Annotated in this window: 29 protein-coding genes; 18 read left to right on the top strand and 11 right to left on the bottom strand. The window is 59.9% G+C overall.

The genetic code is table 11. From position 1 onward, the window contains the following. Window positions 1-79: 79 nt before the first annotated feature. A complete protein-coding gene (locus HU743_RS08690) occupies window positions 80-1,027 on the top strand; it encodes a YihY/virulence factor BrkB family protein (protein WP_186550636.1) in 948 nt (315 codons plus the stop codon). Next, complete coding sequence (gene def / locus HU743_RS08685; RefSeq protein WP_186550638.1) at window positions 1,024-1,563, top strand: peptide deformylase; 540 nt, start codon at window positions 1,024-1,026, stop codon at window positions 1,561-1,563. Before HU743_RS08690 ends, def begins: the two co-directional genes overlap by 4 nt. Before the next feature lie 123 nt (window positions 1,564-1,686). Here def and HU743_RS08680 read toward each other — a convergent pair whose 3' ends face one another. Continuing rightward, the gene (locus HU743_RS08680) at window positions 1,687-2,103 is read right to left on the bottom strand and encodes a GNAT family N-acetyltransferase (protein WP_186648132.1); all 417 of its coding nucleotides are present in this window, start codon (window positions 2,101-2,103) and stop codon (window positions 1,687-1,689) included. A gap of 324 nt (window positions 2,104-2,427) precedes the next feature. Here HU743_RS08680 and HU743_RS08675 point away from each other — a divergent pair, with 324 nt between their 5' ends. From HU743_RS08675 to HU743_RS08655, 5 genes are all read left to right on the top strand, one after another. Beyond that, window positions 2,428-3,369 (top strand): fatty acid desaturase, encoded by a 942-nt coding sequence (locus HU743_RS08675; RefSeq protein ID WP_186648131.1) that lies wholly within the window; start codon window positions 2,428-2,430, stop codon window positions 3,367-3,369. Window positions 3,370-3,508: 139 nt separating this feature from the next. Next, on the top strand, window positions 3,509-4,300 hold the full coding sequence (locus HU743_RS08670) for a PhnD/SsuA/transferrin family substrate-binding protein (RefSeq protein WP_186648130.1): 792 nt from the start codon (window positions 3,509-3,511) through the stop codon (window positions 4,298-4,300). Window positions 4,301-4,430: 130 nt separating this feature from the next. Continuing rightward, window positions 4,431-4,958, top strand: coding sequence for a sigma-70 family RNA polymerase sigma factor (locus HU743_RS08665; RefSeq protein ID WP_186648129.1), 528 nt, complete (start codon window positions 4,431-4,433; stop codon window positions 4,956-4,958). Continuing rightward, complete coding sequence (locus HU743_RS08660) at window positions 4,955-5,968, top strand: ABC transporter substrate-binding protein (RefSeq protein WP_186648127.1); 1,014 nt, start codon at window positions 4,955-4,957, stop codon at window positions 5,966-5,968. Before HU743_RS08665 ends, HU743_RS08660 begins: the two co-directional genes overlap by 4 nt. Before the next feature lie 560 nt (window positions 5,969-6,528). Then, complete coding sequence (locus tag HU743_RS08655; protein ID WP_186648125.1) at window positions 6,529-7,848, top strand: methyl-accepting chemotaxis protein; 1,320 nt, start codon at window positions 6,529-6,531, stop codon at window positions 7,846-7,848. Between the two features lie 137 nt (window positions 7,849-7,985). Here the strand turns inward: HU743_RS08655 and HU743_RS08650 are convergent, their stop codons facing one another. Both HU743_RS08650 and HU743_RS08645 read right to left on the bottom strand, forming a co-directional pair. Next, window positions 7,986-8,528, bottom strand: a complete 543-nt coding sequence (locus HU743_RS08650) for a hypothetical protein (RefSeq protein WP_186648123.1) — start codon at window positions 8,526-8,528, stop codon at window positions 7,986-7,988. Window positions 8,529-8,716: 188 nt separating this feature from the next. Next, window positions 8,717-9,157: a PACE efflux transporter gene (locus HU743_RS08645; protein WP_186648121.1), complete on the bottom strand. Its 441-nt coding sequence runs from the start codon at window positions 9,155-9,157 to the stop codon at window positions 8,717-8,719. 123 nt (window positions 9,158-9,280) lie between these two features. Here HU743_RS08645 and HU743_RS08640 point away from each other — a divergent pair, with 123 nt between their 5' ends. Continuing rightward, window positions 9,281-10,153: a LysR substrate-binding domain-containing protein gene (locus tag HU743_RS08640; protein ID WP_186634767.1), complete on the top strand. Its 873-nt coding sequence runs from the start codon at window positions 9,281-9,283 to the stop codon at window positions 10,151-10,153. A gap of 153 nt (window positions 10,154-10,306) precedes the next feature. Here HU743_RS08640 and HU743_RS08635 read toward each other — a convergent pair whose 3' ends face one another. Next, entirely contained in the window at window positions 10,307-11,338 is a 1,032-nt protein-coding gene (locus tag HU743_RS08635; protein WP_186648119.1) for a LacI family DNA-binding transcriptional regulator, read from the bottom strand. A gap of 217 nt (window positions 11,339-11,555) precedes the next feature. Here HU743_RS08635 and HU743_RS08630 point away from each other — a divergent pair, with 217 nt between their 5' ends. Both HU743_RS08630 and HU743_RS08625 read left to right on the top strand, forming a co-directional pair. Next, a complete protein-coding gene (locus HU743_RS08630) occupies window positions 11,556-12,089 on the top strand; it encodes a gluconokinase (RefSeq protein ID WP_186623921.1) in 534 nt (177 codons plus the stop codon). A gap of 82 nt (window positions 12,090-12,171) precedes the next feature. Next, on the top strand, window positions 12,172-13,524 hold the full coding sequence (locus HU743_RS08625) for a GntP family permease (RefSeq protein ID WP_186550660.1): 1,353 nt from the start codon (window positions 12,172-12,174) through the stop codon (window positions 13,522-13,524). 224 nt (window positions 13,525-13,748) lie between these two features. Here HU743_RS08625 and alaC read toward each other — a convergent pair whose 3' ends face one another. Then, window positions 13,749-14,963, bottom strand: a complete 1,215-nt coding sequence (gene alaC, locus HU743_RS08620) for an alanine transaminase (protein WP_186648117.1) — start codon at window positions 14,961-14,963, stop codon at window positions 13,749-13,751. A 139-nt stretch (window positions 14,964-15,102) separates the two neighbouring features. Here alaC and HU743_RS08615 point away from each other — a divergent pair, with 139 nt between their 5' ends. The 3 genes from HU743_RS08615 to HU743_RS08605 all read left to right on the top strand — a co-directional run bounded on the left by HU743_RS08615 (window position 15,103) and on the right by HU743_RS08605 (window position 16,897). After that, window positions 15,103-15,765, top strand: a complete 663-nt coding sequence (locus HU743_RS08615) for a LysE family translocator (protein WP_186550664.1) — start codon at window positions 15,103-15,105, stop codon at window positions 15,763-15,765. Window positions 15,766-15,834: 69 nt separating this feature from the next. Further along, a complete protein-coding gene (locus HU743_RS08610; protein WP_186648115.1) occupies window positions 15,835-16,320 on the top strand; it encodes a GyrI-like domain-containing protein in 486 nt (161 codons plus the stop codon). An 88-nt stretch (window positions 16,321-16,408) separates the two neighbouring features. Continuing rightward, window positions 16,409-16,897, top strand: a complete 489-nt coding sequence (locus tag HU743_RS08605; RefSeq protein WP_186648113.1) for a GNAT family N-acetyltransferase — start codon at window positions 16,409-16,411, stop codon at window positions 16,895-16,897. A gap of 125 nt (window positions 16,898-17,022) precedes the next feature. Here the strand turns inward: HU743_RS08605 and HU743_RS08600 are convergent, their stop codons facing one another. Both HU743_RS08600 and HU743_RS08595 read right to left on the bottom strand, forming a co-directional pair. Further along, window positions 17,023-17,628: a pyridoxamine 5'-phosphate oxidase family protein gene (locus tag HU743_RS08600; protein WP_186648111.1), complete on the bottom strand. Its 606-nt coding sequence runs from the start codon at window positions 17,626-17,628 to the stop codon at window positions 17,023-17,025. After that, the gene (locus tag HU743_RS08595) at window positions 17,621-18,133 is read right to left on the bottom strand and encodes a GNAT family N-acetyltransferase (protein ID WP_186648109.1); all 513 of its coding nucleotides are present in this window, start codon (window positions 18,131-18,133) and stop codon (window positions 17,621-17,623) included. The genes HU743_RS08600 and HU743_RS08595 overlap by 8 nt, the downstream gene beginning before the upstream one ends. 142 nt (window positions 18,134-18,275) lie before the next feature. On the opposite strand from HU743_RS08595, the gene HU743_RS08590 reads away from it, so the two are divergent. Genes HU743_RS08590 through HU743_RS08580 form a run of 3 tightly spaced genes read left to right on the top strand, consistent with a single transcriptional unit; the run spans window position 18,276 to window position 20,308 of the window. Continuing rightward, window positions 18,276-18,701: a nuclear transport factor 2 family protein gene (locus tag HU743_RS08590; protein WP_186648108.1), complete on the top strand. Its 426-nt coding sequence runs from the start codon at window positions 18,276-18,278 to the stop codon at window positions 18,699-18,701. 40 nt (window positions 18,702-18,741) lie between these two features. After that, window positions 18,742-19,086, top strand: a complete 345-nt coding sequence (locus HU743_RS08585) for a YciI family protein (protein ID WP_095181502.1) — start codon at window positions 18,742-18,744, stop codon at window positions 19,084-19,086. Continuing rightward, window positions 19,079-20,308, top strand: coding sequence for an RNA polymerase sigma factor (locus HU743_RS08580; RefSeq protein WP_186648106.1), 1,230 nt, complete (start codon window positions 19,079-19,081; stop codon window positions 20,306-20,308). The genes HU743_RS08585 and HU743_RS08580 overlap by 8 nt, the downstream gene beginning before the upstream one ends. Before the next feature lie 144 nt (window positions 20,309-20,452). Here HU743_RS08580 and HU743_RS08575 read toward each other — a convergent pair whose 3' ends face one another. Next, window positions 20,453-21,307, bottom strand: a complete 855-nt coding sequence (locus tag HU743_RS08575; protein ID WP_186648104.1) for a LysR family transcriptional regulator — start codon at window positions 21,305-21,307, stop codon at window positions 20,453-20,455. 89 nt (window positions 21,308-21,396) lie between these two features. Between HU743_RS08575 and HU743_RS08570 the strand changes: the two genes are divergently transcribed. After that, the gene (locus tag HU743_RS08570) at window positions 21,397-21,834 is read left to right on the top strand and encodes a multidrug/biocide efflux PACE transporter (RefSeq protein ID WP_186551490.1); all 438 of its coding nucleotides are present in this window, start codon (window positions 21,397-21,399) and stop codon (window positions 21,832-21,834) included. A 61-nt stretch (window positions 21,835-21,895) separates the two neighbouring features. On the opposite strand, the gene HU743_RS08565 is transcribed toward HU743_RS08570, so the two are convergent. Further along, entirely contained in the window at window positions 21,896-22,654 is a 759-nt protein-coding gene (locus tag HU743_RS08565) for an SDR family oxidoreductase (protein WP_186634802.1), read from the bottom strand. A gap of 118 nt (window positions 22,655-22,772) precedes the next feature. On the opposite strand from HU743_RS08565, the gene HU743_RS08560 reads away from it, so the two are divergent. Then, window positions 22,773-23,669, top strand: coding sequence for a LysR family transcriptional regulator (locus HU743_RS08560; protein WP_186551488.1), 897 nt, complete (start codon window positions 22,773-22,775; stop codon window positions 23,667-23,669). Window positions 23,670-23,792: 123 nt separating this feature from the next. Here HU743_RS08560 and HU743_RS08555 read toward each other — a convergent pair whose 3' ends face one another. Next, window positions 23,793-25,400, bottom strand: coding sequence for an inorganic phosphate transporter (locus HU743_RS08555; protein WP_186648102.1), 1,608 nt, complete (start codon window positions 25,398-25,400; stop codon window positions 23,793-23,795). A gap of 264 nt (window positions 25,401-25,664) precedes the next feature. After that, a complete protein-coding gene (locus HU743_RS08550; protein ID WP_186551504.1) occupies window positions 25,665-26,693 on the bottom strand; it encodes a transporter in 1,029 nt (342 codons plus the stop codon). Window positions 26,694-26,728: the final 35 nt, after the last annotated feature.

The raw sequence follows: 26,728 nt of genomic DNA, 5'->3' as shown, positions 1-26,728 counted from the left end.
GCCAAGTAGGCTACCTTGAGGTAAAAAACGGCCCCTGAGTCGCCACGACTTCAACCTTTTGCGGCGCAAGGAGACGCGAATGATATTTCCGGACATGAAAGGTCTGCCCCTGCACCGGGTGATGGTGCGCACGGTCACCGAGTTTATCGACGACGAGATGTCGACCTATGCCTCGGCACTGGCCTACCAGATGCTGTTCTCGCTGTTCCCGTTCATTCTGTTTCTGATCGCCCTGATCGGTTTTCTGCACCTGCCGGACTTCTTCTCTTGGTTGCGCCTGCAATCGGAGCTGGTCCTGCCGCCGCAAGCGCTGGAGCAGGTCAACCCGGTGATTGACCAGTTGCAGCAATCCAAGGGCGGCCTGCTTTCAATCGGTATCGTTATCGCTCTGTACACCGCATCGGCCGGCGTGCGCCTGATGATGAGCGCAATGAACGCAGCCTACGACGTGGTCGAAGGTCGTCCGGTGTGGAAGCGTTTCCCATTGTCGATCGTCTACACCGTCGGCATTGCCGGCATGCTGTTGATCGCCGCCGCGCTGATGGTGCTCGGGCCGCAGGTGATGGGCTGGATTGCGGCGCAGGTCGGGCTGGAAGAAGTCATTGTTACCATCTGGACGATTGCGCGCTGGCCGGTGATCGTGATTCTGATGATGGTGGCCGTGGCGCTGATCTACTACGTGATGCCCGACGTCAGACAGGAATTCCGTTTTATCACGCCAGGTTCGGTGCTGGCCGTGGTGGTGTGGATCATCGCCTCGCTGGGCTTTGCCTTTTACGTAAAAACCTTCGCCAACTACAACGCGATGTATGGCAGCATCGGTGCGATTATCGTGCTCTTGCTGTATTTCTACATTTCCGCGGCGGTGTTGCTGCTGGGCGCGGAAATGAATGCGGTCATCGAACACATGTCCGCCGAAGGCAAGGACAAGGGCGACAAAACCCCCGATGAAACGCCCAAACAACACGTCTCGGGCCTGGGCCGCGATCATTCGCTCAAGCCGGACACTGATGAAGCCCGACCATGATCCGTGAAATTCTTAAAATGGGCGACGAGCGCCTGCTGCGCATCGCCCCACCCGTGCCGGCCGAAATGTTTGACAGCCCAGAGCTGTGGCAACTGATCGATGACATGTTCCAGACCATGGAAAGCGTCGGCGGCGTTGGCCTGGCCGCGCCGCAGATCGGCGTTGACCTGCAACTGGTGATCTTCGGCTTCGAGCACAGCGAACGTTACCCGGACGCCGAAGCGGTGCCGCAGACGATCCTGATCAACCCGCTGATCACGCCGCTGAGCCCGTTCACCGAAGAGGGTTTTGAAGGATGCCTGTCGGTGCCGGGCCTGCGCGGCGCGGTGGATCGTTATCAGCAGATTCGCTACGAAGGCTTCGATCCCAAAGGCGAGCCGATTGTGCGCGTGGCCGCAGGCTTTCATGCGCGGGTGGTGCAGCATGAATGCGATCACCTGATTGGCCGGCTGTATCCGTCGCGGATTACCGATTTCAGCAAGTTCGGCTTTACCGAAGTGATGTTTCCCGACCTGGATCCTGCGGCTGACGACTAGCTCGAATCCACCATAATTCCCCTGTAGGAGTGAGCCTGCTCGCGATAGCGGTCTGTCAGTGACAAATTCGGTGACTGATACACCGCTATCGCGAGCAGGCTCACTCCTACAGAGGGAATTGGGTCAGATCGAAGGGTGCAGTCCCATCGCAATCATCGGCTTGCTCCGCGCGTACCGGCTCAACCGCTCCGCCATCGCCTGGGGCAGGGCTGGGTCGAACGTGAACCCGCGCCGCTCATAAAACCCGCGTAGAACCGGATGGCAAAACAGCCACACCGGCTCGCTCACGTCTTTTATCGCGGCGCCAATCAACTGTGCGGCAATTCCTTGCTTCCGATATTCCGGATCGACAAACAACCCCGTCAGCCAATGCCCGCCCGCTACCGGCCGCAAACACAGCGCCGCCACAATGTCCCCGTGCCGCGCCACCCACAACTGCGCCTCGCGTACGGCTTTCATCGAGGACTGGTGGCTGCGGTAGAACTTGTTCATCAGCGGCCACAACGTTTCGTCGAGCTGGCTGTAGTGGATGTCGGGCATGGGTTCGGCTGTCGGTTCGAAAAGTGCCGATTATAAAAGAACGCGCGCCTGCGGATAGGTGTATACCTGACCTCACATCCCCTGTGAGTGGAGCACGCATCATGTCCAAAGGTATGGATTCAAAGAAAGCCGCGAAGAAGAAACCGGCCAAGACCGCCATTGAAAAACGCGCGGAAAAGAAAGCCAAGAAAGTCGACATCTTCGGCCACTGATCACCGCTACCGAAAGCCCGGTTCACGGGCTTTCACACCGTCCGGAAAATAATCTGCAAGATTCAACCGCGTCGTTGCACAGAAGGGGACTACTCCCGTTCCGAGCAACGCCATGGCTTTTTATTTCGATGCCGAGCATCGCCAGCAAATCGAATCCCTGCGCCGACGCTTTACCGCCCGTACTGAATGGCCGACCTGGCTGTTGCTGATCGCTGTTTATGCAGGCTGGTTCGCCATTGTCCTCAACAGCGCTTGGCTGGGTCGCGGTTGGAGTACGTTGCTGCTGATCCCGTTGCTGGTGCTGTGGTTGTCACTGCAGCATGAGCTGCTCCACGGCCATCCGACCCGTTGGCCGATCGTCAATAAAGTCCTCGGCTACCCACCGTTTGCCGTGTGGTATCCCTACACGCTCTATCGCGACAGCCACTTGCTGCATCACCGCGATGAGGATTTGACCGTGCCGGGTGTCGATCCGGAAAGCCGTTACTTGAAGTCCGCCGACTGGCAGGGCAGTTCTTTGTTCGAGCGCGGTATGCATTGGCTGAACAAAACCGTACTCGGCCGGTGTGTGATTGGCGCACCGCTGGCGTTGACCGCGTTGGCGCGTGAGGAACTAAAACGCTTGAAAAACGCTGACCACCAAGCATGGCTGATGTGGCTGACCCACGGCTTCGCGACCCTGCTGATGCTGTGGTTCATTGCCCGGTACAGCGTCCTGCCGGTGTGGCATTACCTGATGTTGATCAGCGTGCCGGCGCTGTCGATCGCGATGATTCGTTCGTTTCACGAGCATCGGCCACGTGCGCAAGTCGAGCAACGCACGGTGCTCAACGAAGCCGGGTGGCCATGGCGGTGGCTGTTTCTCAACCTCAACTTTCATCTGGTCCATCATGATTTGCCGGGGCTGGCCTGGTACGACTTGCCCAAGGTGTACTGGATGCGTCGCGAGCAGTGGGTGGCGCGCAGTGGCGGGTTTGTCGTGCGGGGATATGGCGAGTTCTGGCGTCAACATGGCTTCAAGCCGATTGATAGCCCGGAGCATCCGTTTCACTGATTTACAGTTCTCCCCAAAACCCTGTGGGAGCGAGCCTGCTCGCGAAGGCTGTGTCCCATTCAGGACATTTTTTGCTGATATACCGCTTTCGCGAGCAGGCTCGCTCCCACATGGAATTTCATTGTATGGAAACGCTTCGATGGCCCTACACCACGCCGAACTGCTGATGTACCCAGCCCCCGAGCCCATCCGCCTGGCCAACGAACTATGGCTTAAACGCATCCTTGAACACCTGGGCCACAGCCGTCTCGACGCGACCCATCTATCGCTGCCCGAGCTCTGGCGATCACCGCACCTGCTGCTCACGCAAACCTGCGGGTATCCGCTGATGACGGCGTTACGCGGCACGGTCCGAGTCATCGGCCGGCCACGCTATGAACTGCCCGACGCCAGCGCCGGCGACCATTGCAGCCTTATTCTTGGCCGCGCTGACGATCCGCGAAAACAGCTCGCGGACTTTCGCAACAGTCGCGCCGTGATCAACAGCGAGGACTCCAACAGCGGGATGAATCTGTTTCGTCAGCGCCTGGCGCCGTTGCATCGGCACGGGCAGTTCTTCGGGTCGGTCGGCCTCAGCGGCGGTCACCGTGAAAGCTTGCGCTGGCTGCGCGAAAATCACGCAGATCTGGCTGCCATCGACAGCGTCACCTACGCCTTTCTGGCCCGGCACGCCGCGCATGAAGTGGCCGGATTGAGTGTGGTCGCGCGCAGCGCTGTCAGTCCGACGTTGCCGTTTATCACCGTTGCCAGCGCGACGGACGCTCAAGTCGAGGTGTTACGGCAGGTGATGAATCAGGCCTTGCGCGAACTGCCTGAGGTGGCGCAAACCTTGGGGCTGGCCGAGGTGATGGCGGCCAGTGAGGGCGACTATCAGGTTTTGCTCGACTATCAGCAGGAGGCTGAAGTTCTGGGCTATGGGCGATTACGCTAGAGCACGGCGGGCTATATTTCTTTGTGGAATATAAGAATGAAATATAAATATTTATAAAGAATAAGGCGCCACGCTACGATCGCGCCACCGGACGACCGGACATTCAGCGACCCCTTACCCAGGAGCCCCTATGTCCGGCGCCGACCTTTCCCATCGCCATACTGTGGACGGCCTGTTTCGCGCCCACTATCGCTGGCTCTGCACATTTTTGCGCCGGCATCTGCCGGACGCCGCCAGCGTTGAAGACATTGCCGCGGAGACCTTCGCGCAATTGCTTGAAGCGCCGACGCTGACGGCGATTCGCGAACCCCGCGCCTTGCTGACAACCATCGCCCAACGCCTGCTTTATCAGCGCTGGCGGCGTGCGGCGCTGGAGCGACGGTATCGGCAGCAGATTGATATCGATTTCGCCCAGTCGCCTGAAGACCTCGTGCAACTTTCGCAAACCTTTGATCGTCTCGACCGCAGCCTGCATCGCTTGCCGGCCAAGGTCCGTTCGACCTTTCTATTGGCGCGCATCGATGGCCTGACCTACCCGCAAATCGCTGCCGAACTGGGCATCTCGCAGCGTTCGGTCAGCGTGTACATGGCCCGTTCTCAAGCGCTGTGCGACCGGCACAGCACCAATCAATTCCTGGAAGAAAAGAGGTCCGCATGAGATCGATCAAAACCCTGCTTGGCCGTACGCTGCTGGCGCTGAGCCTGAGTGTCGGCGCTGTTTCAGCGGCAGACAAAAACGCGCCGATCCACTTCGGCGATATCACCTGGGAGAGCGGCAGTTTCATTACCGAAGTGCTGCGTCTGATCGTCGAAAAAGGCTACGGCTATCCGACCGATACGCTGCCCGGCAGTACCGTCAGCCTCGAGGCGGCCCTGGCCAAAAACGATATCCAGGTGATCGGCGAGGAGTGGGCCGGGCGCAGTCCGGCGTGGGTCAAAGCGGCCGCCGAGGGCAAGGTGTTTGGCCTCGGTGACACGGTCAAAGGCGCCACCGAAGGCTGGTGGGTGCCGGAGTACGTGATCAAGGGCGACCCCGAACGCGGCATCAAAGCGCTCGCGCCAGAGCTGAAATCGGTGGCTGATCTGCCGCGCTACAAGGACGTGTTCCGCGACCCGGAAGATCCCTCACGCGGGCGTTTTCTCAACAGCCCGACCGGCTGGACGTCGGAAATCGTCAACAGCCAGAAACTCAAGGCGTATGCCCTGACCGACAGTTACGTCAACTTCCGCACCGGTTCCGGCGCGGCATTGGATGCCGAAGTGGCATCGTCGATCAAGCGCGGCAAACCGGTGCTGTTCTATTACTGGTCACCGACGCCGCTGCTCGGTCGGTTCAAATTGGTGAAGCTGGAGGAACCGCCCTTCGACGCCGAGGCGTGGAAAACCCTGGCCGATGCCAACCACCCCCATCCACGGGGCACGCGGTCGATGCCGGCCAGCCTGGCGATTGGCGTATCGGCACCGTTCAAGGCGCAGTACCCGGAGTTGGTCGCGGTCTTCGAGAAAGTCGACCTGCCGATTGATCTGTTGAACCAGACTTTGGCGAAAATGAGCGAAAAACGATTGCAGCCGCGCGCGGTGGCCGAGGCGTTTTTGCGTGATCAGCCGCAGGTCTGGACGGCTTGGGTGCCGGGGGAAGTGGCGGCCAGGGTGACTGCAGGCTTGTAGGTTGTTTCTGATCTTTTCTAGCGCTTCTTATGGCGCCTTCGCGAGCAGGCTCGCTCCCACATTCGGAATGCGTTTCCCCTGTGGGAGCGAGCCTGCTCGCGAAAGCGCCTGCCCCGGCAGCCTTTTCTCCGCTGCGCTGAACCGTTTCTTGTGCAAAAAGTGCCAGATAGTGGCCGACTAGTGGCCTTGCGCCCGGCGTCGGGCTGGCTATGCTTGCTGGTAACTAACCATGTCGACCGTCATGGCATGCCATGTGCGCAGGTTGGTGTGAATTCATGCTGGCAGAGTGCGCAATCAAGGCACCGACACTGAACCAACAAGGAGCGGTTCTGACATGGAAGTTCTTCAACGCGTTAGGGCTGGCCCGCGTGCGGGCTATCAAGAAAAGGATGTCTTGATTAGAGCGTCGCTGCATGGACTCTCCGATTGATCATCATTTATCACCTGACAACTTCCTCCCCGTGGAGGAAGGCGTGTGCCTGTTCTGTGGAACGTAGTGGTAGATCTTGAAAGACCCGCACTTTCATCAAACCAAAGATCGCGCGAAAGGTGATAGAACCATGTTCAACCTACATCACAAGGCTGACTTGCAGCAGATTGAACGCTTCAGTTGCGCCTTGACCGAGGCCAACGCCAAGCTGGAGGCGATCAGCCGTTCCATGGCGATGATCGAATTCACCCCTGAAGGCATCGTTCTGGATGCCAATGAAAACTTCTGCAAGACCATGGGTTACAGCGCCGAAGAAGTGCGCGGCAAACACCACCGGATATTCTGCGAAGAAGGGTTTTATCGCAGTGAAGACTATGCCCGGTTGTGGCGCGATCTGGCCCGCGGCGAGCCACTCAGCGGGACTTTTCTGCGCTTGAACAAGAGCGGCAGGGAAATCTGGCTTGAGGCCAGTTACATGCCGGTCTATGGCCCCGACAAGCAAGTCAGAAGTGTGATCAAGGTCGCAGCGGACATTACCGCGCGAATCAACAAACAACACGAAGAGGAAGCCATGCTCGCGGCGATCGGCCGCTCGATGGCCGTCATCGAGTTCACCCCGCAAGGCAATGTCATCACGGCCAACGACAACTTTTTGCAAACCATGCAGTACTCGCTCAACGAAATCGTCGACCAGCACCACAGTCTGTTTTGCCATCGCGCCGAAGCCGAATCAGCGCACTACAAGGCGTTCTGGGCCTCGCTCAACCGCGGCGAATATCACTCGCACCGCTTCGAGCGCAAGAACAAGGCCGGGCAGATGGTTTATCTCGAAGCGTCTTACAACCCGTTGTTCGACGCCAAGGGCCGGTTGTACAAAGTAGTGAAGTTCGCCAGTGACATCACCCAGCAAATGACCACGTTGCAGAATGCTGCGGAATCGGCCCACAGCACCTCGGTACAAAACGACGCCTGCGCGCAAAAAGGCTCACAGGTCGTGCAGCAGACCGTACAGATCATTCAGGACATTTCCCGCGATCTGAATGAAGCGGCGGTGAGCATTGATGCGGTGAGCAAACAGTCGGACATCATCGGCAGCATCGTCCAGACCATTCGCGGCATTGCCGATCAGACCAATTTGCTGGCGCTCAACGCTGCGATTGAAGCCGCGCGGGCCGGTGAGCACGGGCGCGGTTTCGCCGTCGTGGCCGATGAGGTGCGCAGCCTGGCGGCGCGAACCAGTCAGGCCACCCTGGAAATTGTCGATGTGGTACGCAGGAACCATGACTTGTCGCTGAGCGCCGTGTCGAGCATGCAATCGAGCCTGAGCCGCACCGGGCTGGGCGTGGAGCTGGCGAACGAGGCGGGGGAGGTGATTCTGGAGATCCAGCAGGGATCGCGGCACGTGGTGGATGCGATCAGTCAGTTCAATGAGACGTTGCAGTTGAACTGATCCTTACCGATCGGCGAAGAACCTGTGGGAGCGAGCCTGCTCGCGAAAACGGCGGCGCATTCAACACCAACGTTGATTGATCCAGCACGTTGGCGAGCAGGCTCGCTCTCACAATTGATTCAAGGTTTACTCAAAGATCAAAGCGCAGCCAGAAACTTGTCCGCCTGCTTGTCACTGTCCTTCACGTCATTGTCTTTTTCCGCTTGTGCCAACTTCATCTTATCCTGCACGCGCTCGGCGATCTCTTTACCGATCGCCAATTGCTTCTCTGGCGGCATGGCTTTGATATCGTCTTCGGTCAGTCCCAACTCTTGCAGGATGCTGTCGCGCAGCCGCTGTTCCGGCGTCTTGCTCATGTAATCCTTGAATTCATCAGTCGCGGTTCGTGCGGCAACCGTAGTGTCAGTCGATTGCAGGCCAACGCGGGTCTTGGCGAATGCTTCGTCGACGTTGTCGCTGATTCGCGTGGCTTCACTGACTTGCTGTGTGGCGATCTGCGTGGCCGAGTCCTGCACTTTGGTGCTGGTTTCGGTGTTTTGTGTCTGTATCTGGTTTTGCAGGGTTTGCAGCATGGCCCCATGCAAACCACCTTGCAGACCGGCCGCCGCCGTGGACGTTGCATCGTCGTTCAACGCTTTGGGCAGGTGAATGATTTGTTGTTGTTTGGCACTGACCAACATAGGAGTAGACCTGTAGGTAATTGCGGGTGGCAGTTGCGGAGCAATTACTGTGCCTGATGCGCAACGTCTTTTATTTCAATAGCTTATGGAGCTGCAGAGGGCTGCCGGGGGGAGGCGGCGCTTGCCGCCTGCGGCAGCCGTTGGCCGCAGGTGCTCAAGACCGGCCGCCTGGTCGTGCCTGCCGGTCATCAGGCCGCAGCCGCCTCATCCGGCAGCGCCGAGGCGGGCAATCCGAAAACCCGGTCAAACAGCCAGTTGAACGCAAACGTGTAGCACGGGATGAAAATGATCAGCGCCAGGTCCAGCAGGAACGCTTGCACCAGACTGATGTTCATCCACCACGCAATCAACGGAATCAGGAACACGATCAAGGTCAGTTGGAAACCGACGGCGTGGGCGATACGCCGTTTCACCGTGCGGGTGCGTGAGATCTGGCGGCTTTCCCAGTGTTCGAACAACGAGGTGTAGATGAAATTCCAGGTGACGGCGATAGTGGTGATGATCACCGCCAGTGGCCCGGTGCTGCCCGGCGATGTGCCCGACAACAACGCCAGGCCGAGGGCCGAGAAGGTCATGCCGATCACTTCGTAGAGCGACACGTAGACCAGTTTGCGTTTCACGCCTTGCATGCAGGTTTGCCTCTTTCTTGCTGAATATTTGGCCAGCCGGGCTGGCGGAGGCGACGAAAGATAGCTTCAATAGCGCTGACAGAAAAAGTCGGTAGCTTTCAGTTTTATTGATAGGTGGTGAGTGTGAGCTTCAACAGCGACAGCATCGAATTGTTCCTCGCCGTGATTGAACGCGGCTCGTTTTCCGCTGCCGCGCGGCAGCTGGGCAAAGTGCCGTCGGCGGTGAGCATGGGCATCGCCAACCTGGAGGCCGAGCTTGGCTACGCCTTGTTCGACCGCAGCCATCGCGAACCCCAGCCCACCGCCATGGCGCAATCACTGGTGCCTCACGCACGATTGATCGCCGAGCAGCTCAAGCAGTTGCGAGTGCATGCGGTGGAGTTGTCGCTGGGGCTGGAAAGCAAGTTGTCGATTGGCGTGGTTGCGGACATTGATCGGCGGCGGTTGCTGCTCGCGATCAAGTTGATCGCCGAGCGTCATCCGTTGCTCGACATCGAAGTGCTGACTGCCCCGCAAGATGATGTGCTGGCGATGTTGCACAGCGGCCGGGTCAGTGTGTGCCTGGCCTTTGCCGGGTTGAGTGTGAATGTGTTGGAGCAGTTCCAGTTCGTCGGCAGCGAACGCATGATCGCCACACTGGCGGCGGACAGTCCGCTGTTGCAGGGGCGGGATGTGTTTCTGGAGGATCTGGTTCAAGTGCGGCAGATCATCGTCGCCAGCCGTGACTTGCCGATCAGTGAAACCCGGCCGTTGGTGGCTGAATCGTATTGGCGCACGGACAGCCTGGAGACGGCGATGGAAATGGTCGAGGCGGGGTTGGGCTGGGGAAACTTTCCGCTGTCGGTGGTGCAGCCATGGCTGGAGGCCGGGCGGTTGAAACGGCTGAGTTTTCGCAACATTGAAAATGGGCTGGTCATGCCGGTGCATGCGGTGTGGCTCAAGAGCCAGCCGTTGCAGAAGGGCGCGCAGGCCTTGGTTGACTTGCTCAGCCACTGAATTTGGTAGGGATTCCCTGTGGGAGCGGGCTTGCTCGCGAAGGCGGTGTGTCAGATAAGCGAATGCCAACTGACACGACGCCTTCGCGGGCAAGCCCGCTCCCACAGGGGGAGTGTTTCAACCAGCATTTATGAACACCACAGGAATCTCGGGTCAGGTACTCTCGCGAACCTTCAGCTCAAACCCCATGTCCTCAACCGGCCGCGCCACTTTGTTGCCGGCCATCAACGTCAGCATCTGTTCCGCCGCCCGCCGACCAATCGCTTCGCGCGGGGTGTTGATGCTGCTCAAACGCGGCACCATGTGTTCGGACATCGGCAAATCGTTGAACCCGAGAATCGCCACTTGCTCGGGAATCTTGATGCCATTGCGCAAGGCCTCCAGCAGCGCACCCTGGGCGAGGTCGTCGTTACCAAAGAAGATCGCGTCGACGTCCGGATGCGCGGCCAGCAATTGCAAAAACAATTCGCCACCCAATCCCACCGACGAAGAACGCGGCGTCAGCACTTCCAGATCCGGGTCGTAGCGGCCGGCCTTCTGCAACGCTTTGCGAAACCCTTCACCGCGCAGCAGGGTGCGCTGATCGAGCTGTGCGCCGATATAGGCCAGACGTTTGCGTCCACGGGAGAGCAAATGCTCGGCCGCCGTTTCTCCGGCGCTGAGCTGCGAAAAGCCCACGCAATTGACCCCGGCAGCGCTGTCCAGCTCCATCATGTACACGCAGGGAATATTGCTCGCCTCGATCATTCGCCGCGAACTTTCCGTGCGATCAAACCCGGTCAGCAGAAACCCGCGCGGGTGATAAGCCATGTAATTGCGCAGCAGGTTTTCTTCTTCGTCGCGCGAGTAATGGAAGTTGCCGATCAGCACTTCGAAGCCCTTGGGCGTCAACACCCGATGAATGGCTTCCAGCGTGTCGATGAACAGCAGGTTGGAGAGCGACGGCACCAGTACGACCACCGAATGGCTCTGCGCCGAGGCCAGCGCGCGCGCGGCAGGGTTGACTACATAGTTGAGTTCGAGCGCGGCTTTTTGCACTTTCTCCACCAGTTCGGTGGCCACGGTGCTGACGCCGCGCAAGGCGCGCGAGGCGGTAATCGGGCTGACACCGGCCAGGCGGGCGACTTCGTTGAGGGTGGGGCGGCCAGTGGTGCGGGTATTTTTATCGTTTTTAGGGGTGGTCATCGGGTGGCTTGCCAAACAAAAATCAAGGCACTAAGGTAGCGCTGTCCTGATGCAGCTGCAAATGCGTGAGCGAGGTCCTGCCTGATCTTCGCTTTTTGGCATCGGGAACAAAACCTGCTGCAACCCAAAAAAACGACAAGAAGGCGTCGGCAACTTCTGCCTGTGCACTAGAGTCATAGCTAGCAAAGGTAGCGCTGTCTGCGCGCTGAGGTGTTATATGAGTCATCCCATCACCGCCCTGGTCATCATGGGCGTTGCCGGTTGCGGCAAGACGTGCGTCAGCCAGGCCCTGTGCCATTTGAGCGGCGCCACTGCCATTGAAGGCGATACTTTTCATCCGGCCGCGAACATCGAAAAGATGAGCGCGGGGATCCCCCTGAACGACGACGACCGTGCCGGCTGGCTCGACAGCCTGTGCGATGAACTGCGTCGTGTCGATGCCGACGGTCAACGCCCTGTGCTGACCTGCTCGGCGCTTAAACACAGTTATCGCGAGCGTCTGCGCAGTGCCTTGCCGGGCCTGGGCTTCGTGTTTCTTGAATTGACCCCGGAAGTTGCCGCCGAGCGTGTATCGCACCGCCCGGGCCACTTCATGCCGGCGACGTTGATCGAAAGCCAGTTCGCCACCCTCGAATCGCCCAAGGGCGAGCCGCTGACCCTTGCGCTCAACGCCTCGGTACACAGCGTTGAGGAATTGGCCTTGCAGGCTCACGTCTGGTGGCAGGCCCACGGCCTGAAACAGGCGGTATGAGTATGTTGAAAAAGACAGCGCTGTCCTCCCGACTTCTGTTCAACCCGCTTTAATAACAACAACAATCCAGGAGACACCCCCCATGTTTGGCATGTCCCACGAGACGTTCCTGCTGCTCGATGCAGTGGTCACGGTAATCGGCCTGATTATCCTGATCACCAAATTCAAGATTCACCCTTTCATTGCCCTGACCATCGCCGCTGCGTTCCTCGGCCTGACTTCCGGCATGCCGATCAACACCATCATCAAGGCGTTCCAGGATGGCTTCGGTGGCGTGCTCGGTTTCGTCGGCATCATCCTCGCGCTGGGCACCATGCTCGGCAAAATGATGGCCGAATCGGGCGGGGCCGATCAGATCGCCCAGACCCTGATCCGCGCCTTCGGTAAAGACAAGGTTCAGTGGGCGATGATGTTCGCCGCGTTCCTGGTGGGCATTCCGCTGTTCTTCGAAATTGGTTTCGTGTTGCTGATTCCGTTGGTGTTCATCGTTGCGCGCCGCACCGGTGTGTCGATCATCAAGATCGGTATCCCGCTGCTCGCCGGCTTGTCTGCCGTGCACGGTCTGGTGCCACCGCATCCGGGTCCGCTGCTGGCCATCGGCGTGTTCGGCGCTGACATCGGCAAGACCATTCTCTACGGTCTGATCGTCGCGTTGCCGACTGCCATCATTGCCGGTCCGATCTTCGGTACCTTCATTGCCAAGCATATTCCCGGTCACCCGAATCAGGAACTGGTCGATCAACTGGCCCGCGAAAACGATTCGGCCATCCTGCCGAGCTTCAGCATTACCCTGGTGACCGTGCTGCTGCCGGTGTTCCTGATGCTGCTGAAAACCTTCGCTGACGTGGCGCTGCCGGACGGCAATTTCTTCCGCCTGTGGATGGACATGATCGGTCACCCGATCTCCGCACTGCTGCTGGCGTTGCTGCTGTCGCTGTACACCTTTGGCTACAAGCAGGGCATCGGCTCCAACCAGATGCTCAAATGGCTGGACGCAAGCCTGGCGCCAACCGCAGCGATCATTCTGATCATCGGTGCCGGCGGTGGCTTCAAGCAGATGCTGGTGACCAGCGGCGTGGGCGACGTGATCGGCCACATGGCGGTCAGCGCGCAGATCTCGCCGATCCTCCTGGCGTGGCTGGTGGCGGCGGTGATCCGTATCGCGACCGGTTCTGCCACCGTGGCGACCATCACTGGCGCCGGTATTGTTGTGCCGGTCGTTGGCATGATTCCGGGCGTCAACCGTGAACTGCTGGTGCTCGCCACCGGTGCCGGTTCGCTGATCCTGTCCCACGTCAACGACGCCGGTTTCTGGCTGGTCAAGCAGTACTTCAACATGACCGTGGCCGAGACGTTCAAGACCTGGACCGCGATGGAAACCATCCTGTCCATCGTCGCGTTGGGCTTTATCTTGCTGCTGTCGCTGTTCGTTTAAGCGGCACGTTGCAGACACAAAAAAACCGCAGCGATGCGGTTTTTTTGTGGGTGAACATTACGTGGTTGCGCGGTTTACTGTGGCGAGGGAGCTTGCTCCCGCAGGGCTGCGAAGCAGACCCAAAACCATCCCGCGCCAATGTTCAGGTAAACCGAGTGAGCCGGATTTTCGACTGCTGCGCAGCCGAGCGGGAGCAAGCTCCCTCGCCACAGTTGTGCAGTGTGTCAGTTGGATTTCGGGTTGAAGCCATCCGCCCTGAACATCCCGCGAATCCCGCGCACGGCCTGGCGAATCCGGTCCTGGTTTTCGATCAGCGCAAAGCGCACGTGATCGTCGCCATACTCGCCGAAGCCCACACCCGGCGAGACGCAGACCTTGGCTTCGGCCAGCAGTTTCTTGGCAAATTCCAGCGAACCCAAGTGAGCATAAGCCTCGGGAATTTTTGCCCAGACATACATCGACGCCTTCGGGTTTTCGACCATCCAGCCCAGTTCATGCAGGCCTTTGACCAGCACATTGCGGCGCTGACGATACTGCTCGGCGATGTCGCGCACGCACTGCTGATCGCCTTCCAGTGCGGCAATCGCCGCCACTTGCAGCGGGGTGAAGGTGCCGTAGTCGTGGTAGCTCTTGATCCGCGCCAGGGCGCTGACCAGCTCCGGATTACCGACCATGAAACCGATGCGCCAGCCGGCCATGTTGTAGCTCTTGGACAGGGTGAAAAACTCCACCGCAATGTCCTTGGCCCCGGGCACCTGCATGATCGACGGGGCTTTCCAGCCGTCGTAGACGATGTCGGCGTAAGCCAGGTCGTGAATGACCAGCACGTCGTATTGCTTGGCGAGGGCGATCACCCGTTCGAAGAAATCCAGCTCCACGCATTGCGCGGTCGGGTTCGACGGGAAACCGAGGATCATCATTTTCGGCTTGGGGATCGAGCCGCGAATGGCGCGTTCCAGTTCGTCAAAGAAATCCACGCCAGGCACCAGCGGCACTGAACGCACCTGGGCGCCGGCGATCACTGCGCCGTAGATATGAATCGGATAGCTCGGGTTCGGCACCAGCACCGTGTCGCCCTGGTCCAGGGTCGCCAGCATCAAGTGCGCCAGGCCTTCCTTGGAGCCGATGGTGACAATGGCTTCGCTTTCCGGGTCGATGTCGACCTCGTAGCGCTGCTTGTACCAGTTGGAAATCGCCCGGCGCAGGCGCGGAATGCCCTTGGACGTCGAGTAACCGTGGGTGTCTTCGCGTTGAGCAACTTGTACGAGTTTTTCGACAATGTGCGGCGGCGTGGCGCCGTCGGGGTTGCCCATGCTCAGGTCGATGATGTCTTCACCACGACGTCGCGCGGCCATCTTCAGCTCGGCGGTGATGTTGAAAACGTAAGGGGGGAGTCGATCAATGCGCGCAAAGCGGCGCGGCGAACCTTGTTCGGCCATTGTTGCCTCGGATAACGTAAGCGCCCGGAACCGTCCGAGCGACGCTGGTCACTGCGGTGACCTGTGGCGGAAGATAGCGGTGGTGATGGCATACTGTCCAGCGCGCTTTTAAACATTTTTCTCCGAAGGAAATCGGTCAATGGAATTCACCAGCGGCTTCTTGCTGAGCCTTTCGCTGTGCCTGGACATCGGCGTGGCCAACATTGCGATGATCACCCTGGCGATGCAGCGCGGCTATTTTCAGGGCTTCGCACTGGGCCTCGGCACTTGCGTCGGGGACCTGATCTACGCGGTGCTGGCGCTGGCCGGCATGACCGTCCTCCTGCAATACGAAAGCGTACGCTGGGTGCTGTGGATCGGTGGTTCGGCGCTGCTGATCTACTTTGCAGCGAAGATGATCTATTCGGCGATTCATCATGAAGCGCTGCTGGCGGAAACGGCGGAAGTGGGGCAGAACTCCCATCGCAAGGAGTTCTTTCGCGGCATTTTTCTCGCCATGTCGTCGCCGAGCGCGATCCTCTGGTTTGCCGCTGTCGGCGGTACGTTGATTGCACGTTCCGGTGGCGGTGGCCCGTTGAGTTCGGCGCTGTTTCTCGGTGGTTTTCTCTGCGCGGGTCTGCTGTGGTCGGCCGGTTTGTGCTTTGCCGCGAGCCACGGCGGCAAGTTGCTGGGCGATAAGCTGCTGCGCTATTCCTATCTGGCATCAGCGGCGATCTTCTGCTATTTCGCGGTGTACGTGATCGTATCGGGCTATAACGAGTTTGTCGGCTCAGGCGCCGTCGAGCAGTTGCATTCGCTGTAACCGTGCGAAACGGCTTCGGCTTTCTATACTCCCAGCCGAATCCACTTTTCTGAACAAAGGAGTCGCGTCATGGATGAGCAAACACGCGTCGAAGTGGCCGAACCTCGTTTCGAACATGGTCAGTTTCTGCTGATCGCCGGGTTCGGTGGACGATTTACCCAAGACACCACCGAAGACATCCCGGCGTTGTGGGAAAAGCTGATTCCGCATCTGGGGAGAATCCCCGCCCAGGTCGGTGAAGTGACCTACGGCGTGTGTTGCAACGCGGACGGCGAGGGCGGATTCGAATACATCGCCGGTGTGCAAATCGACAAGCTCGACGATCTGCCCGAGAAATACCGTTGGGTTGAAATTCAGCCGCAAAAATATGCGGTGTTCGAGCACAAAGGGCCACTGACGCAACTCCCCGACACCTTCCAGTACATCTGGAATACCTGGCTGCCGCAGTCGGGGCAGGAAGCGGCAGACGCGCCGGAGTTCGAGCGTTACAGCGAAGACTTCAACCCGAAACTCAACACCGGCACCCTGGAAATCTGGTTGCCGATCAAGGCCTGATGGAAGCGCGAATCGAGGCGGATCATGTCCGCCCCGGTTATTCTGCTTTATGCTTGGCAGTCTTAACTTCGCCGATTTTCGAGTTGCCATGAACACCGTTATCCGCAACGTCAGCGCCGCCGACCTGGACCGCTGCTACGCCATCGAAACCGTCGCCTACGAAGGCGACGAAGCTGCCACCCGCGAAAAGATCGCCACACGCATTGCCACTTGGCCGGACGGTTTTATCGTCGCCGAAGTGGACGGCGTGGTGGCTGGTTTTATCAATTCAGGCGCGGCGTTTGATGTGCAGATGTCCGACGAGGCGTTCAAGGAGCTGATCGGCCACGACCCGAAAGGCCCGAACGTGGTGATCATGTCCGTCGTGGTGCATCCGGATTATCAAGGGCAAGGTCTGGCCAAGCGTTTGCTGGCCGAGTTCATCGAGCGCATGCGCGGGATGGATAAAGCGACGATTCATTTGATGTGCAAGGAACAGCATATTCCGTTGTATGCCGGGTTCGGCTTTGCCTACATCAAACCCTCCGAGTCCGAGCATGGCGGCATGGCGTGGCATGAGATGATCCTGACCCTCTGAACCACAGCGCCGCTCCAAAACTGTAGGAGTGAGCCTGCTCGCGATAGCGGGGTGCCAGACAAATCAATGTTGACTGACACCCCGCTATCGCGAGCAGGCTCACTCCTACAAGGGATTGTGGTGGGTCAGTAAAGGGAGTCGATAACCCGTTTCGGCGCTTCCCGGTCGTAGCTTTCTGCGTCGAACTCGCCGTCATTAAGGCGCTTGTGAAACGCGCCGGCAGAGGGCAGGGCGGAGCGTGGTACGTGCGTCTCGGGATTCCACGCATCCGAGCGCACAAACGCTTTCGAGCAATGAAAGAATGCCGCTTCCACCGTCACCAGCAACACGGTTTTTGCCGGTTTGCCGTTCACTGCAAAGCTCTCAAGCAATGCCGGATCATCGCTGATCACGGCCGTGCCATTGACCCGCAACGTTTCGCCGATTCCCGGAATGATGAACAGCAACGACACGCGCGGATCGTGCAGCACATTGCGCAGGGTATCGATGCGGTTGTTGCCCGGGCGGTCCGGCAGGGCCAGCGTGCGCTCATCAAGGATCCGGACAAAACCGGGCTTGTCGCCGCGTGGCGAATTGTCCAGGCCGTCGGCCCCCACTGAACTGACGATCACCAGCGGCGACAGCCGCACCATCGCCTGATAATCCTCGTTGAGAAAACCGATCTGCTTGCGCATCGCCCGCTCATGCGGCAAGCCGTAAATGGCTTCCAGCGCTTGAATCGAATCAATCATCCGCGCCTCCCTCGACGGCAGGGAAAAACAGGCCCATGCGCCGTTCATAACCGACTCGCCCCTTGTACGCTTCGCCGCTGTCGACGTAGCCGTGCTTGGCGTACAGCGCAATCGCCGCTTCGTTGTCGGCGTCTACCGACAATTCCAGTCCTTTGATCTCCGGCCACGCGGCGCGCGCAACCTCGGGCAGCGCTTGCAGGCAGGCCTTGCCATAGCCCTTGCCCTGCGCCCGGCGATCGACCTGCAACGCATGCAATGTGGCGCTGTGCTCGTTGGCCCATTCCGGTAACACTGGCGGGCGCTTGAGCAGCAGAAAGGCCACCGGCACGTCTTCTGCCAACAAGGCAAAACCTTTCACGCCGGGGCCGGGTTTCGACAGCAGCGTGTGTAAGGCGCCGTGGATATCGCCGGAAAATTTGATCTGCTCGGCGTGGATTTCAATCGCCTCGACTTGCTGACGCTGTAACGGGCTGAGGCTGTCGTAGGGCACGAGTTGGGCTGACACGGGAATTTCCTTTTTCCTACAGAGAGTGAGCCTCGGATTCTAGCGATTTTGTCCCGCGCGAATTTATTTTGTTTGGCCTGTCGATCCGCAAGAAGGGCAAACGACTAAGGGTGTCTTCCCAACAAAAACCACGGAGAACACCATGAGCGCACACACCGAAATCCAGACCCTGATCGATACGTACCGCGAAGCGGTGATGGCCAAGGACGTGGAAAAAGTCATGGCCCTATACGCCGACGACATCGTTTCGTTCGACGCGATCAAGGCCCTGCAATTCAAGGGCAAGGCGGCCTATCGCGCGCACTGGGTCGATTGCATGGAAATGTGCCCCGGCCCGCACGTTTTCGAGTTCCACGAAATGGCGATCGAGAGCGCCGATAACATCGCCTTCGCCCATTGGGTCGCCAACTGCGGCGGCACCAACGACAAGGGCGAAACCCAGAGCTGCTGGATGCGCGTCACCGCCTGTTATCGGCAGGTTGGCGGAGCGTGGAAAATCGTCCATGAGCACTGGTCGGCACCGTTCGATCCGATGAGCGGCGCGACGCTGTTCGATGTGCAACCCTGATCTTCAGCCATAGTTGATCCGTTCGAATCAGGAGAACGCCATGAAATACCTATGCCTGGTCTACAGTGACGAGCGCCTGCTGCACACCTCGCCCGACAGCCCGGAAGACGCCGAGTGCTGGGCCTATGCCGAGTCGATCCAGGGCAGCGGGCGGATGATCGCCGCCGAAGCGCTGGAGTCGGTGCAGACCGCGACCACGGTACGGATGCGTAACGGCAAGCTGTCGATCACCGATGGCCCGTTCGCCGAAACCAAGGAGCAATTGGCCGGTTTCTACCTGATCGACGCCAAGGATCTCAACGAAGCCATCCAGGTCGCCGGCAACATTCCGGCGGCCCGGGTCGGCAGCGTTGAAGTACGCCCGGTGCGGCAGTTGAATGTCTGAGGTCCGGGCGCGAGTCGAGCAGGTCTATCGCCAAGACTCGCGGCGGATTCTGGCGACACTGATTCGCCTGCTCGGTGATTTCGACCTTGCTGAAGAGGCCTTGCACGAGGCGTTCTTCGTCGCGGTCGAACGTTGGCAGCGCGACGGCGTGCCGGATAATCCGCGTACCTGGCTGGTCTCCACGGGACGGTTCAAGGCCATTGATGTGTTGCGTCGGCGGGCGCGGTTCAAGGCTTCGCAGCCGTTGTTGCTGGCGCAACTGGAAGAGCTCGAACAGGCCGACTGGAGTGGTGAGGATGTGGAAGACGATCGCTTGCGGCTGATCTTCACCTGCTGCCACCCGGCGCTGGCGGCGGATGCGCAGGTGCCGCTGACCTTGCGCGAAGTCTGCGACCTGACCACCGAAGAAATTGCCCGGGCTTTCCTCTCGGCACCGGCGGCGATTGCCCAGCGCATCGTCCGTGCGAAAGCCAAGATTCGCGACGCGAAAATCCCTTATCAAGTCCCCGGCCTGAGCGAACTGCCGGAGCGTCTCGACAGTGTGTTACGGGTGATTTATCTGGTGTTCAACGAAGGCTATTCGGCGTCGGTCGGCGCCGAACTGACCCGCGATGAGCTGACTCGCGAAGCCATTCGGCTGGGGCGCTTGCTCATGGAGCTGCTGCCAGAACCGGAAGTGATGGGGCTGCTGGCGTTGATGCTGTTGCACGAATCGCGTCGCCCGGCGCGCACTTCACCCAGTGGCGAGCTGGTGCTGCTGGACGACCAGGACAGGTCGCGCTGGGATGCCGGGTTGATCGCTGAAGGTTGTGCACTGGTTGAACGGGCACTGAGCACGCGGCGGTTCGGGCCGTATTGCTTGCAGGCGGCAATCGCTGCGGTGCATGCCGAAGCGTCTTCGGCGGCGCAAACCGACTGGCAGCAGATCGTCGGGCTGTATGACGTGTTGCTGCGCGCGCTGCCGTCGCCAGTTATCGAATTGAACCGGGCGGTGGCGGTGGCCAAGCGTGATGGGGCGTTGGCCGGGTTGTTGTTGATTGAAGGGATTCTGGGACGCGGAGAATTGCAGGATTATCACCTGGCGCATTCGGCGCGGGCGGAGTTTTGTCGACAGTTGGGGCGGGTGGAAGAGGCGCGGGCGGCGTATCAGCGGGCGTTGCAGCTGACTCGGCTGGAGCCGGAGCGGCGGTTTATCGAGGGGCGACTGAGGGAACTGGATTGATCTGAATTCTTTAACTGCAGGGCCGGCCTCTTCGCGAGCAAGCCCGCTCCCACAGTTGATCGCATTTCAATTTTGGGAGGCTCGCTCCCACTGGTGATCGCACTCAAGGGTGGGAGCGAGCCTGCTCGCGAATGGCAGCGCCGCTCATTCAAGCATCTTGCTGAGCAACCAGCTTCCCGCCGGCCCCGGCGGATACAGCCGCGACCACAAGGCATCGACAAACACCGGTTTCGGCCAGCCGCGCACATCGAGCTCTATCAGCAAATCGTTGGCGTAACGCTGCACCAGCCACCTCGGCAACGGCGCCCAGCCAAAGCCTTTTTCCGCCATTTCCAGCAACATCAGATAGCTCGGCGCCGACCACACACGGCCTTTGCCGCGACTGTCGTAGGGGTTGACGATGGTCGCCAGGCGCAGCTCGCGATGTTGCTCAAGGGTCTGTTGATCGACCTGCTCAAGCCGCGCCAACGGATGCTCGCGATTGACGAACAAGGCGATCTCCGTGCGCTCGGCCACCGTCGAGGTCACCAGATCGGGCGGGTAGTTGTCCTGCATCTCGGCAAAGGCCAGATGCGCGCGGCCGCGCTGGACCAGTTCGATCAAGTCATCGCATTCGGCAATCAGACATTCCAGTTCAAGCTCCGGATAACGCTGCTCGAAATCCACCAGTGCCGCCTCAAAGCGGTACGACTGATAGGTGTCGGAAATCGCCACGGTGAGTTTTGGCTCTACGCCTTGAGACAGCTGCCGTGCGCTCATCTTCAGGCGATTGGTGGCGTCCAGAATCGCCTCGGCTTTTTGCAGCATCACATGGCCGGCCGGCGTCAGGGTCGGCTTGCGGCTGCTGCGATCGAACAGCTGCAAATCCAGATCGATCTCAAGGCTCGCGACCGCCGCGCTGATGGTCGACTGGCTGCGCCCCAATTTACGCGCCGCTGCGGAGAACGAGCCTTGCGTCGCCGCTTGCACAAACGCCAACAGCACTTCTTGCGAAGCCATGAACTATCGCCTTGATCGATGGTTATTGGTTATGAAGTATCGAGGTAGGGGTGGATCATGGCAACCATCTTCCAGCAAGGAGTCAGGCAATGACTGCCCAAAAGTCCCTCACCGAACGTGTTTTCCAGGCGGTTGGTTTCGAGTTTCTCGCGATCCTCATCTGCACCCCGTTGCTGGCGTGGATCATGCAAAAGCCGTTGCTCGACATGGGCGCGGTGACTGTGTTGATCGCCCTGCTGGCGCTGGCCTGGAACGTGGTGTTCAACCGCTTTTTCGACCGCGCGCTGGCGCGTATGAACGTGGCGCATAACGCCTGGGTCCGCGTGGTCCACGCGTTACTGTTTGAAGGCGGGTTGATCGTGATGGGCGTGCCGCTGATTGCCGCATGGCTGTCGGTCAGCCTGTGGCAGGCGTTTTTGCTCGACATCGGCGTGCTGCTGTTTTTCCTGCCGTACACCTATGTCTATCACTGGGGCTATGACGTGCTGCGTGAGCGCTTCATGGCACGCCGCGCTTGTGAAAGCTGAGGTAAACCTGTGGCGAGGGGATAAATCCCCTTGCCACAAAGGTTAGTCATCGTGCATAAAGTCAGAGAAACATGCCGCCGGACGCTTCGACCCGCTGGCCATTGATCCACTGTCCGCCCGGCGACAACAACAACGCCAGTGCGCCGCCAATATCGTCCGGCTGCCCCACGCGACCCAGCGCGGTATTGCTGGCGACCATCGCGTTCACGGCGCTGTTATCGCGCACTGTACCGCCGCCAAAGTCGGTTTCAATCGCGCCCGGCGCAAGGATATTCACGCCAATCTGCCGCGCGCCCAATTCCTTGGCCTGATACCGGGTCAGCACTTCCATCGCCCCCTTCATCGCCGCGTAGGCGCCGTAACCGGGCAGGCTGAAGCGGGTCAGGCCGCTGGAAATATTGATAATCCGGCCGCCATCATTGATCAGCGGAAGCAGTTGCTGGGTCAGGAAGAACGGCCCTTTCAACTGAACGTTCATCAGCAAGTCGAACTGCTCCGGGGTGGTTTCGCTGAACAACGCGTGCACGCCGATGCCGGCATTGTTGATCAGGAAATCGAAGCGCTGACGCTGGAAAGTTTGCTCCAGTGTCTTTTCAACCTGTGCGGCAAACGCGGCGAAGTGTTCGCTGTGGCCGACGTCCAGTTGCAGCATCGCCGCGCTGGCGCCGAGCGCCTGCAATTGCGCAACCAGCGCCTGGGCCTCGTCGGCGCGGCTGTGGTAAGTGCCGATGATGTCGATGCCTTGGGCGGCGAGGTGCAGGGCGGCGCTTCGGCCCAAGCCACGACTGGCGCCGGTGATCAATGCAATTTTGCGATTCATGCTGACTTCCTCGAGTGTGAGTGGCGATGGGAAGAAGTTTATTTATCCGCCCTGAGGTGATAAACACAGCGAAAGCGGAATCACTGATCGGCTCGGCCGAACAATCACCGAGGCCCACATGAACAAACTGGAACTGCTGCGCACCTTCGTGCGGGTCAGCGAACTGTCGAGTTTTACCCTGGCCGGCGAAAGCCTCGGCCTGCCGCGCTCCACGGTGTCCGAGCAGGTGCAGGCACTCGAAACCTTGCTCGGCACGCGTCTGCTGCAACGCACCACGCGCAAGGTGCAGGCGACTCAGGACGGTTTGGTGCTGTATGAGCGCAGCAAGGATTTGCTCTCGCACATGGACGAGATCGAAGGGCTGTTCCGTCAGGACGAAGCTTCATTGACCGGACGCATTCGCGTCGACATGCCGAACATTCTCGCGCGTCGGTTGATCATGCCGCGCCTGCCGCAATTCATGGACCGTCACCCGAACCTGCAACTGGAAATCAGCAGCACCGATCGCCGCGTGGATCTGCTCGCTGAGGGCTTCGATTGCGTGTTACGCATCGGCGCGCAGCCTGACCAATCCGTCGTCGCCCGGCATCTTGGCGATTTCCCGATGGTCAACTGCGCCAGCCCCGGGTATCTGGAGCGCTACGGCGTGCCGCAGACCCTGGAAGACCTGGCGCAGCATCGGTTGGTGCATTACGTCGGCGTGCTGGGTTCACGTTCTGAAGGCTTCGTCTACGAGGCGGGGGGCGAGGTGCGGCGGGTGGCAATGGCCGGCAGCATCACGGTCAACAGCACCGACGCCTACGAAGCGGCCTGCCTGGGCGGTTTCGGCCTGACGCAGGTGCCGCGCACCGGCATGCAGCCGCATCTGGAGAACGGCGAATTGCTGAGCGTGCTGGCGCAATACACCGCGCCGCCGATGGCGATCTCGCTGCTGTATGCGCGGCAACGGCATTTGCCGTTGCGGGTGCGGGTGTTCATGGATTGGCTGAGCGATGTCGTTCGTTCGACGCTCTAATCAACAACGTGAATCCATTGTAGGAGTGAGCCTGCTCGCGATAGCGGTGTGTCAGTCAACATTAATTTGTCTGACACACCGCTATCGCGAGCAGGCTCACTCCTACAGGGGGCCGGCGCCGGGTCAGAAAATCTGGGTGAACAGCCAGTACAAGCTGCCCGACAACAGAATCGCAGCCGGCAGCGTCAACACCCACGCCATCAACAAATTGCGGATCGTGCGCATCTGCAAGCCGCCGCCATTGGCAACCATGGTTCCCGCTACACCCGAAGACAACACGTGCGTAGTCGACACCGGCAAACCGAACATGTCCGCCGCACCAATGGTCAGCATCGCCACGGTTTCCGCCGATGCACCTTGCGCATAGGTCAGGTGGGTCTTGCCGATCTTCTCGCCGACGGTCACGACAATGCGCTTCCAGCCAACCATGGTGCCGAGCCCCAGCGCGATGGCCACGGCGATTTTCACCCACAGCGGAATAAACCGCGTGGCGTTATCGATCTGTTGTTTGAACAGTTGCAGCTTGTTGGCGGTGTCGGCGTCGAAGTTACCGACCTTGTTTTTGTCCATCAGGCGAATGCTTTCGCTCGCCAAGTACATGTCGTTGCGCACGTTGCCCATGGCTTCGGCCGGGACTTTCGCCAGCGAACCATAGCCTTTGACTTCTTCGCCGATGTGACCGGTCAGGGCGGCGAGGGCGGGGATCAGTTGCGGCGTGGGCTCCTTGCTGCGTACGTAATCGGAGAGAATCGGACGCGGATCGGCAGGCGCCGGCAGCGGGGCACTTTTCACCAGCGCTTGTTGGGTGACTTGCGCCACGGCGGCAAATTGCAGCGATTGTTCTTCCGGCATGGTTCGGTTCAATGCGTAGGCCATTGGCAGCGTGCCGACCAGAATCAGCATGATCAGGCCCATGCCTTTCTGGCCGTCGTTGGACCCGTGGGCGAACGACACACCAGTACACGTGACGATCAGCAAACCGCGAATCCACCACGGCGGCGGCGTGTTGCCTTCGGGGGCCTTGTACAGCGCGCGATTCTTCACAAACGCACGCAACGCCAGCAGCAACAGCGCCGCGCAGCCGAAACCCACCAGCGGCGACAGCAGCAGCGCGTAGCCGATTTTGGTCGCCTGCGCCCAGTCCACGCCGCTGGTGCCGTCGCGGCCATGCATCAGGGCATTCGCCACGCCGACGCCGATGATCGAGCCGATCAAGGTGTGCGAAGACGACGCCGGCAAGCCCAGCCACCAAGTGCCGAGATTCCACAGGATCGCCGCGATCAGCAGGGCGAAAATCATCGCGAAACCGGCGGACGAACCGACCTGCAGAATCAGCTCCACCGGCAGCAGCGCGATGATGCCGAACGCCACCGCACCGCTCGACAGCAGCACCCCGAGAAAGTTGAAGAACCCCGACCAGACCACGGCAACATTCGGCGGCAGCGAGTGGGTGTAGATCACCGTTGCCACGGCGTTGGCGGTGTCGTGGAAACCGTTGACGAACTCAAAGCCCAGCGCAATCAGCAACGCCACACCGAGCAGCAGAAACGGCGTCCAGGTGGTGACCACCGTGCCCAGTTCGTGCACGTCGTGCATCAGGCTGTAAGCGGTAAACAGCATGCCCATGGCGAGCACGGCGAAAAACACCACATAGGTGAACGGACCGGGTTTCTTGTCGAGGACCGGCCTGCCGCTGGCGGCGGGGCTGGCGGTCAGGGAGGGAGTAGCCATGCGCGGACAATCCTGAGCGAGGGAAGGAATGTCGCCCATGATCGTTGCAGAATGTTACAGAGAGACTGCGTCAGGTCAGTGTTTGCCTGATTAGTCTGACCATTGATCTGAAGGGAATGCCCCTGTGGCGGGGAGCTTGCTCCCGCTCGACTGCGCAGCAGTCGCAAAACCAGCCAATACGGTTTTTCCGATAAATAGTATTTTTGGGGGCGCTTCGCACCCCGGCGGGAGCAAGCTCCCTCGCCACAGAGGCCAGTTTTTGCCCTAGTAATCCCCACGCTTGCGAAACGCCCAGCGCCCGGCAATTACCGTGAACGTCGCCACCAGCGCAACCAGCACCCAGAACCCGTGCGGATCCTGCGACAGCGGCACGCCGCCAACATTCATGCCGAAGAAACCGGCAATGATGTTGATCGGCAAGGCCAGCACCGTCACCACGGTCAGGGTGAACAGCGTGCGGTTGCTCTGTTCGTTGAGGTTGGCGGCGATTTCTTCCTGCAACAGTTTGATCCGCTCGCCGAGGGCGGTGAGGTCGTTGATGATCAGCGCGAACTCCTCGGTGGATTTGCGCAGTTCCTTGACGTCCTCCTTCTGCAACCAGGGCGGCGGGCGATTGAGCAGGCGCAGCAATGAACCCGGCTCCAGCGCCAGCAGCCGTTGCAGGCGCACCAGCACGCGGCGGTTGGCGCCAAGTTCGGCGCGGTTGGTCGACAGGCGCGAGGAGAGCAACTCGTCTTCGACCTGATCGACGCTGAGGCTGGTCTTGCGCACGATCTGCGTCAGCACTTCACCCTGATCGCGCAACAGGTGCACGAGCAGTTCGGATGGCGAACGGAAGCACTCGCCGGCCTTCACCGACGAACGCAATTTGTCCACCGAGTGCAGCGGTTGCAGGCGCGCGCTGACAATCAGCTTGCTGCGCACACAGACCCACAGCGTCGAGACGTCCGAGGAGACCATGCTGCTGAGGTTGAACACCACGTCATTGACCACCGCGAGCAAGGCCGAGTCGACATGCTCGATGCGCGTCGAACGCGACCCTTCGTGCAGCGCTTCGAAGAACTCCTCTGGCAATTGCAGATGGCTTTTCATCCAGCGCTCACACGCGGCATGGGCCAGGTTCAGGTGTAGCCAGAGAAATTCGCCGTTGTCGTGGTCGTTGTCGTCCTGCAAGCAGCGCAGCGCGGTCGCCGAATCGATTTCACGGCCACGCTCGCCGGGCAAAAAACGAAAGCCGTACAACAAGCCAAACAGGTCCGGATCGCGATGGCTGATGTCGAGGCTGTGGTTCATGGCGGCTCGCTGCGAGAAGGGTGTCTGGTGCGGGA

The sequence above is a fragment of the Pseudomonas sp. SWRI99 genome, from assembly GCF_014270125.1.
GTDB classification, from domain to species: domain Bacteria; phylum Pseudomonadota; class Gammaproteobacteria; order Pseudomonadales; family Pseudomonadaceae; genus Aquipseudomonas; species Aquipseudomonas hamedanensis.
Note: the sequence above shows the minus strand (reverse complement) of the source record. Positions and strands in the feature narration are given on the sequence as shown.

Bases quoted from the DNA above. Each gene is read 5' to 3' on its own strand.
- HU743_RS08650 (WP_186648123.1), bottom strand. From the start codon at position 8,528: ATGTTGGTCAGTGCCAAACAACAACAAATCATTCACCTGCCCAAAGCG.
- HU743_RS08655 (WP_186648125.1), top strand. From the start codon at position 6,529: ATGTTCAACCTACATCACAAGGCTGACTTGCAGCAGATTGAACGCTTC.
- alaC (WP_186648117.1), bottom strand. From the start codon at position 14,963: ATGGCCGAACAAGGTTCGCCGCGCCGCTTTGCGCGCATTGATCGACTC.
- HU743_RS08615 (WP_186550664.1), top strand. From the start codon at position 15,103: ATGGAATTCACCAGCGGCTTCTTGCTGAGCCTTTCGCTGTGCCTGGAC.
- HU743_RS08565 (WP_186634802.1), bottom strand. From the start codon at position 22,654: ATGAATCGCAAAATTGCATTGATCACCGGCGCCAGTCGTGGCTTGGGC.
- HU743_RS08575 (WP_186648104.1), bottom strand. From the start codon at position 21,307: ATGGCTTCGCAAGAAGTGCTGTTGGCGTTTGTGCAAGCGGCGACGCAA.
- HU743_RS08680 (WP_186648132.1), bottom strand. From the start codon at position 2,103: ATGCCCGACATCCACTACAGCCAGCTCGACGAAACGTTGTGGCCGCTG.
- HU743_RS08555 (WP_186648102.1), bottom strand. From the start codon at position 25,400: ATGGCTACTCCCTCCCTGACCGCCAGCCCCGCCGCCAGCGGCAGGCCG.
- HU743_RS08625 (WP_186550660.1), top strand. From the start codon at position 12,172: ATGTTTGGCATGTCCCACGAGACGTTCCTGCTGCTCGATGCAGTGGTC.
- HU743_RS08645 (WP_186648121.1), bottom strand. From the start codon at position 9,157: ATGCAAGGCGTGAAACGCAAACTGGTCTACGTGTCGCTCTACGAAGTG.
- HU743_RS08570 (WP_186551490.1), top strand. From the start codon at position 21,397: ATGACTGCCCAAAAGTCCCTCACCGAACGTGTTTTCCAGGCGGTTGGT.
- HU743_RS08630 (WP_186623921.1), top strand. From the start codon at position 11,556: ATGAGTCATCCCATCACCGCCCTGGTCATCATGGGCGTTGCCGGTTGC.
- HU743_RS08600 (WP_186648111.1), bottom strand. From the start codon at position 17,628: ATGATTGATTCGATTCAAGCGCTGGAAGCCATTTACGGCTTGCCGCAT.
- HU743_RS08580 (WP_186648106.1), top strand. From the start codon at position 19,079: ATGTCTGAGGTCCGGGCGCGAGTCGAGCAGGTCTATCGCCAAGACTCG.
- HU743_RS08585 (WP_095181502.1), top strand. From the start codon at position 18,742: ATGAAATACCTATGCCTGGTCTACAGTGACGAGCGCCTGCTGCACACC.
- HU743_RS08670 (WP_186648130.1), top strand. From the start codon at position 3,509: ATGGCCCTACACCACGCCGAACTGCTGATGTACCCAGCCCCCGAGCCC.
- HU743_RS08560 (WP_186551488.1), top strand. From the start codon at position 22,773: ATGAACAAACTGGAACTGCTGCGCACCTTCGTGCGGGTCAGCGAACTG.
- HU743_RS08605 (WP_186648113.1), top strand. From the start codon at position 16,409: ATGAACACCGTTATCCGCAACGTCAGCGCCGCCGACCTGGACCGCTGC.
- HU743_RS08550 (WP_186551504.1), bottom strand. From the start codon at position 26,693: ATGAACCACAGCCTCGACATCAGCCATCGCGATCCGGACCTGTTTGGC.
- HU743_RS08590 (WP_186648108.1), top strand. From the start codon at position 18,276: ATGAGCGCACACACCGAAATCCAGACCCTGATCGATACGTACCGCGAA.
- HU743_RS08665 (WP_186648129.1), top strand. From the start codon at position 4,431: ATGTCCGGCGCCGACCTTTCCCATCGCCATACTGTGGACGGCCTGTTT.
- HU743_RS08675 (WP_186648131.1), top strand. From the start codon at position 2,428: ATGGCTTTTTATTTCGATGCCGAGCATCGCCAGCAAATCGAATCCCTG.
- HU743_RS08660 (WP_186648127.1), top strand. From the start codon at position 4,955: ATGAGATCGATCAAAACCCTGCTTGGCCGTACGCTGCTGGCGCTGAGC.
- HU743_RS08610 (WP_186648115.1), top strand. From the start codon at position 15,835: ATGGATGAGCAAACACGCGTCGAAGTGGCCGAACCTCGTTTCGAACAT.
- HU743_RS08635 (WP_186648119.1), bottom strand. From the start codon at position 11,338: ATGACCACCCCTAAAAACGATAAAAATACCCGCACCACTGGCCGCCCC.
- def (WP_186550638.1), top strand. From the start codon at position 1,024: ATGATCCGTGAAATTCTTAAAATGGGCGACGAGCGCCTGCTGCGCATC.
- HU743_RS08690 (WP_186550636.1), top strand. From the start codon at position 80: ATGATATTTCCGGACATGAAAGGTCTGCCCCTGCACCGGGTGATGGTG.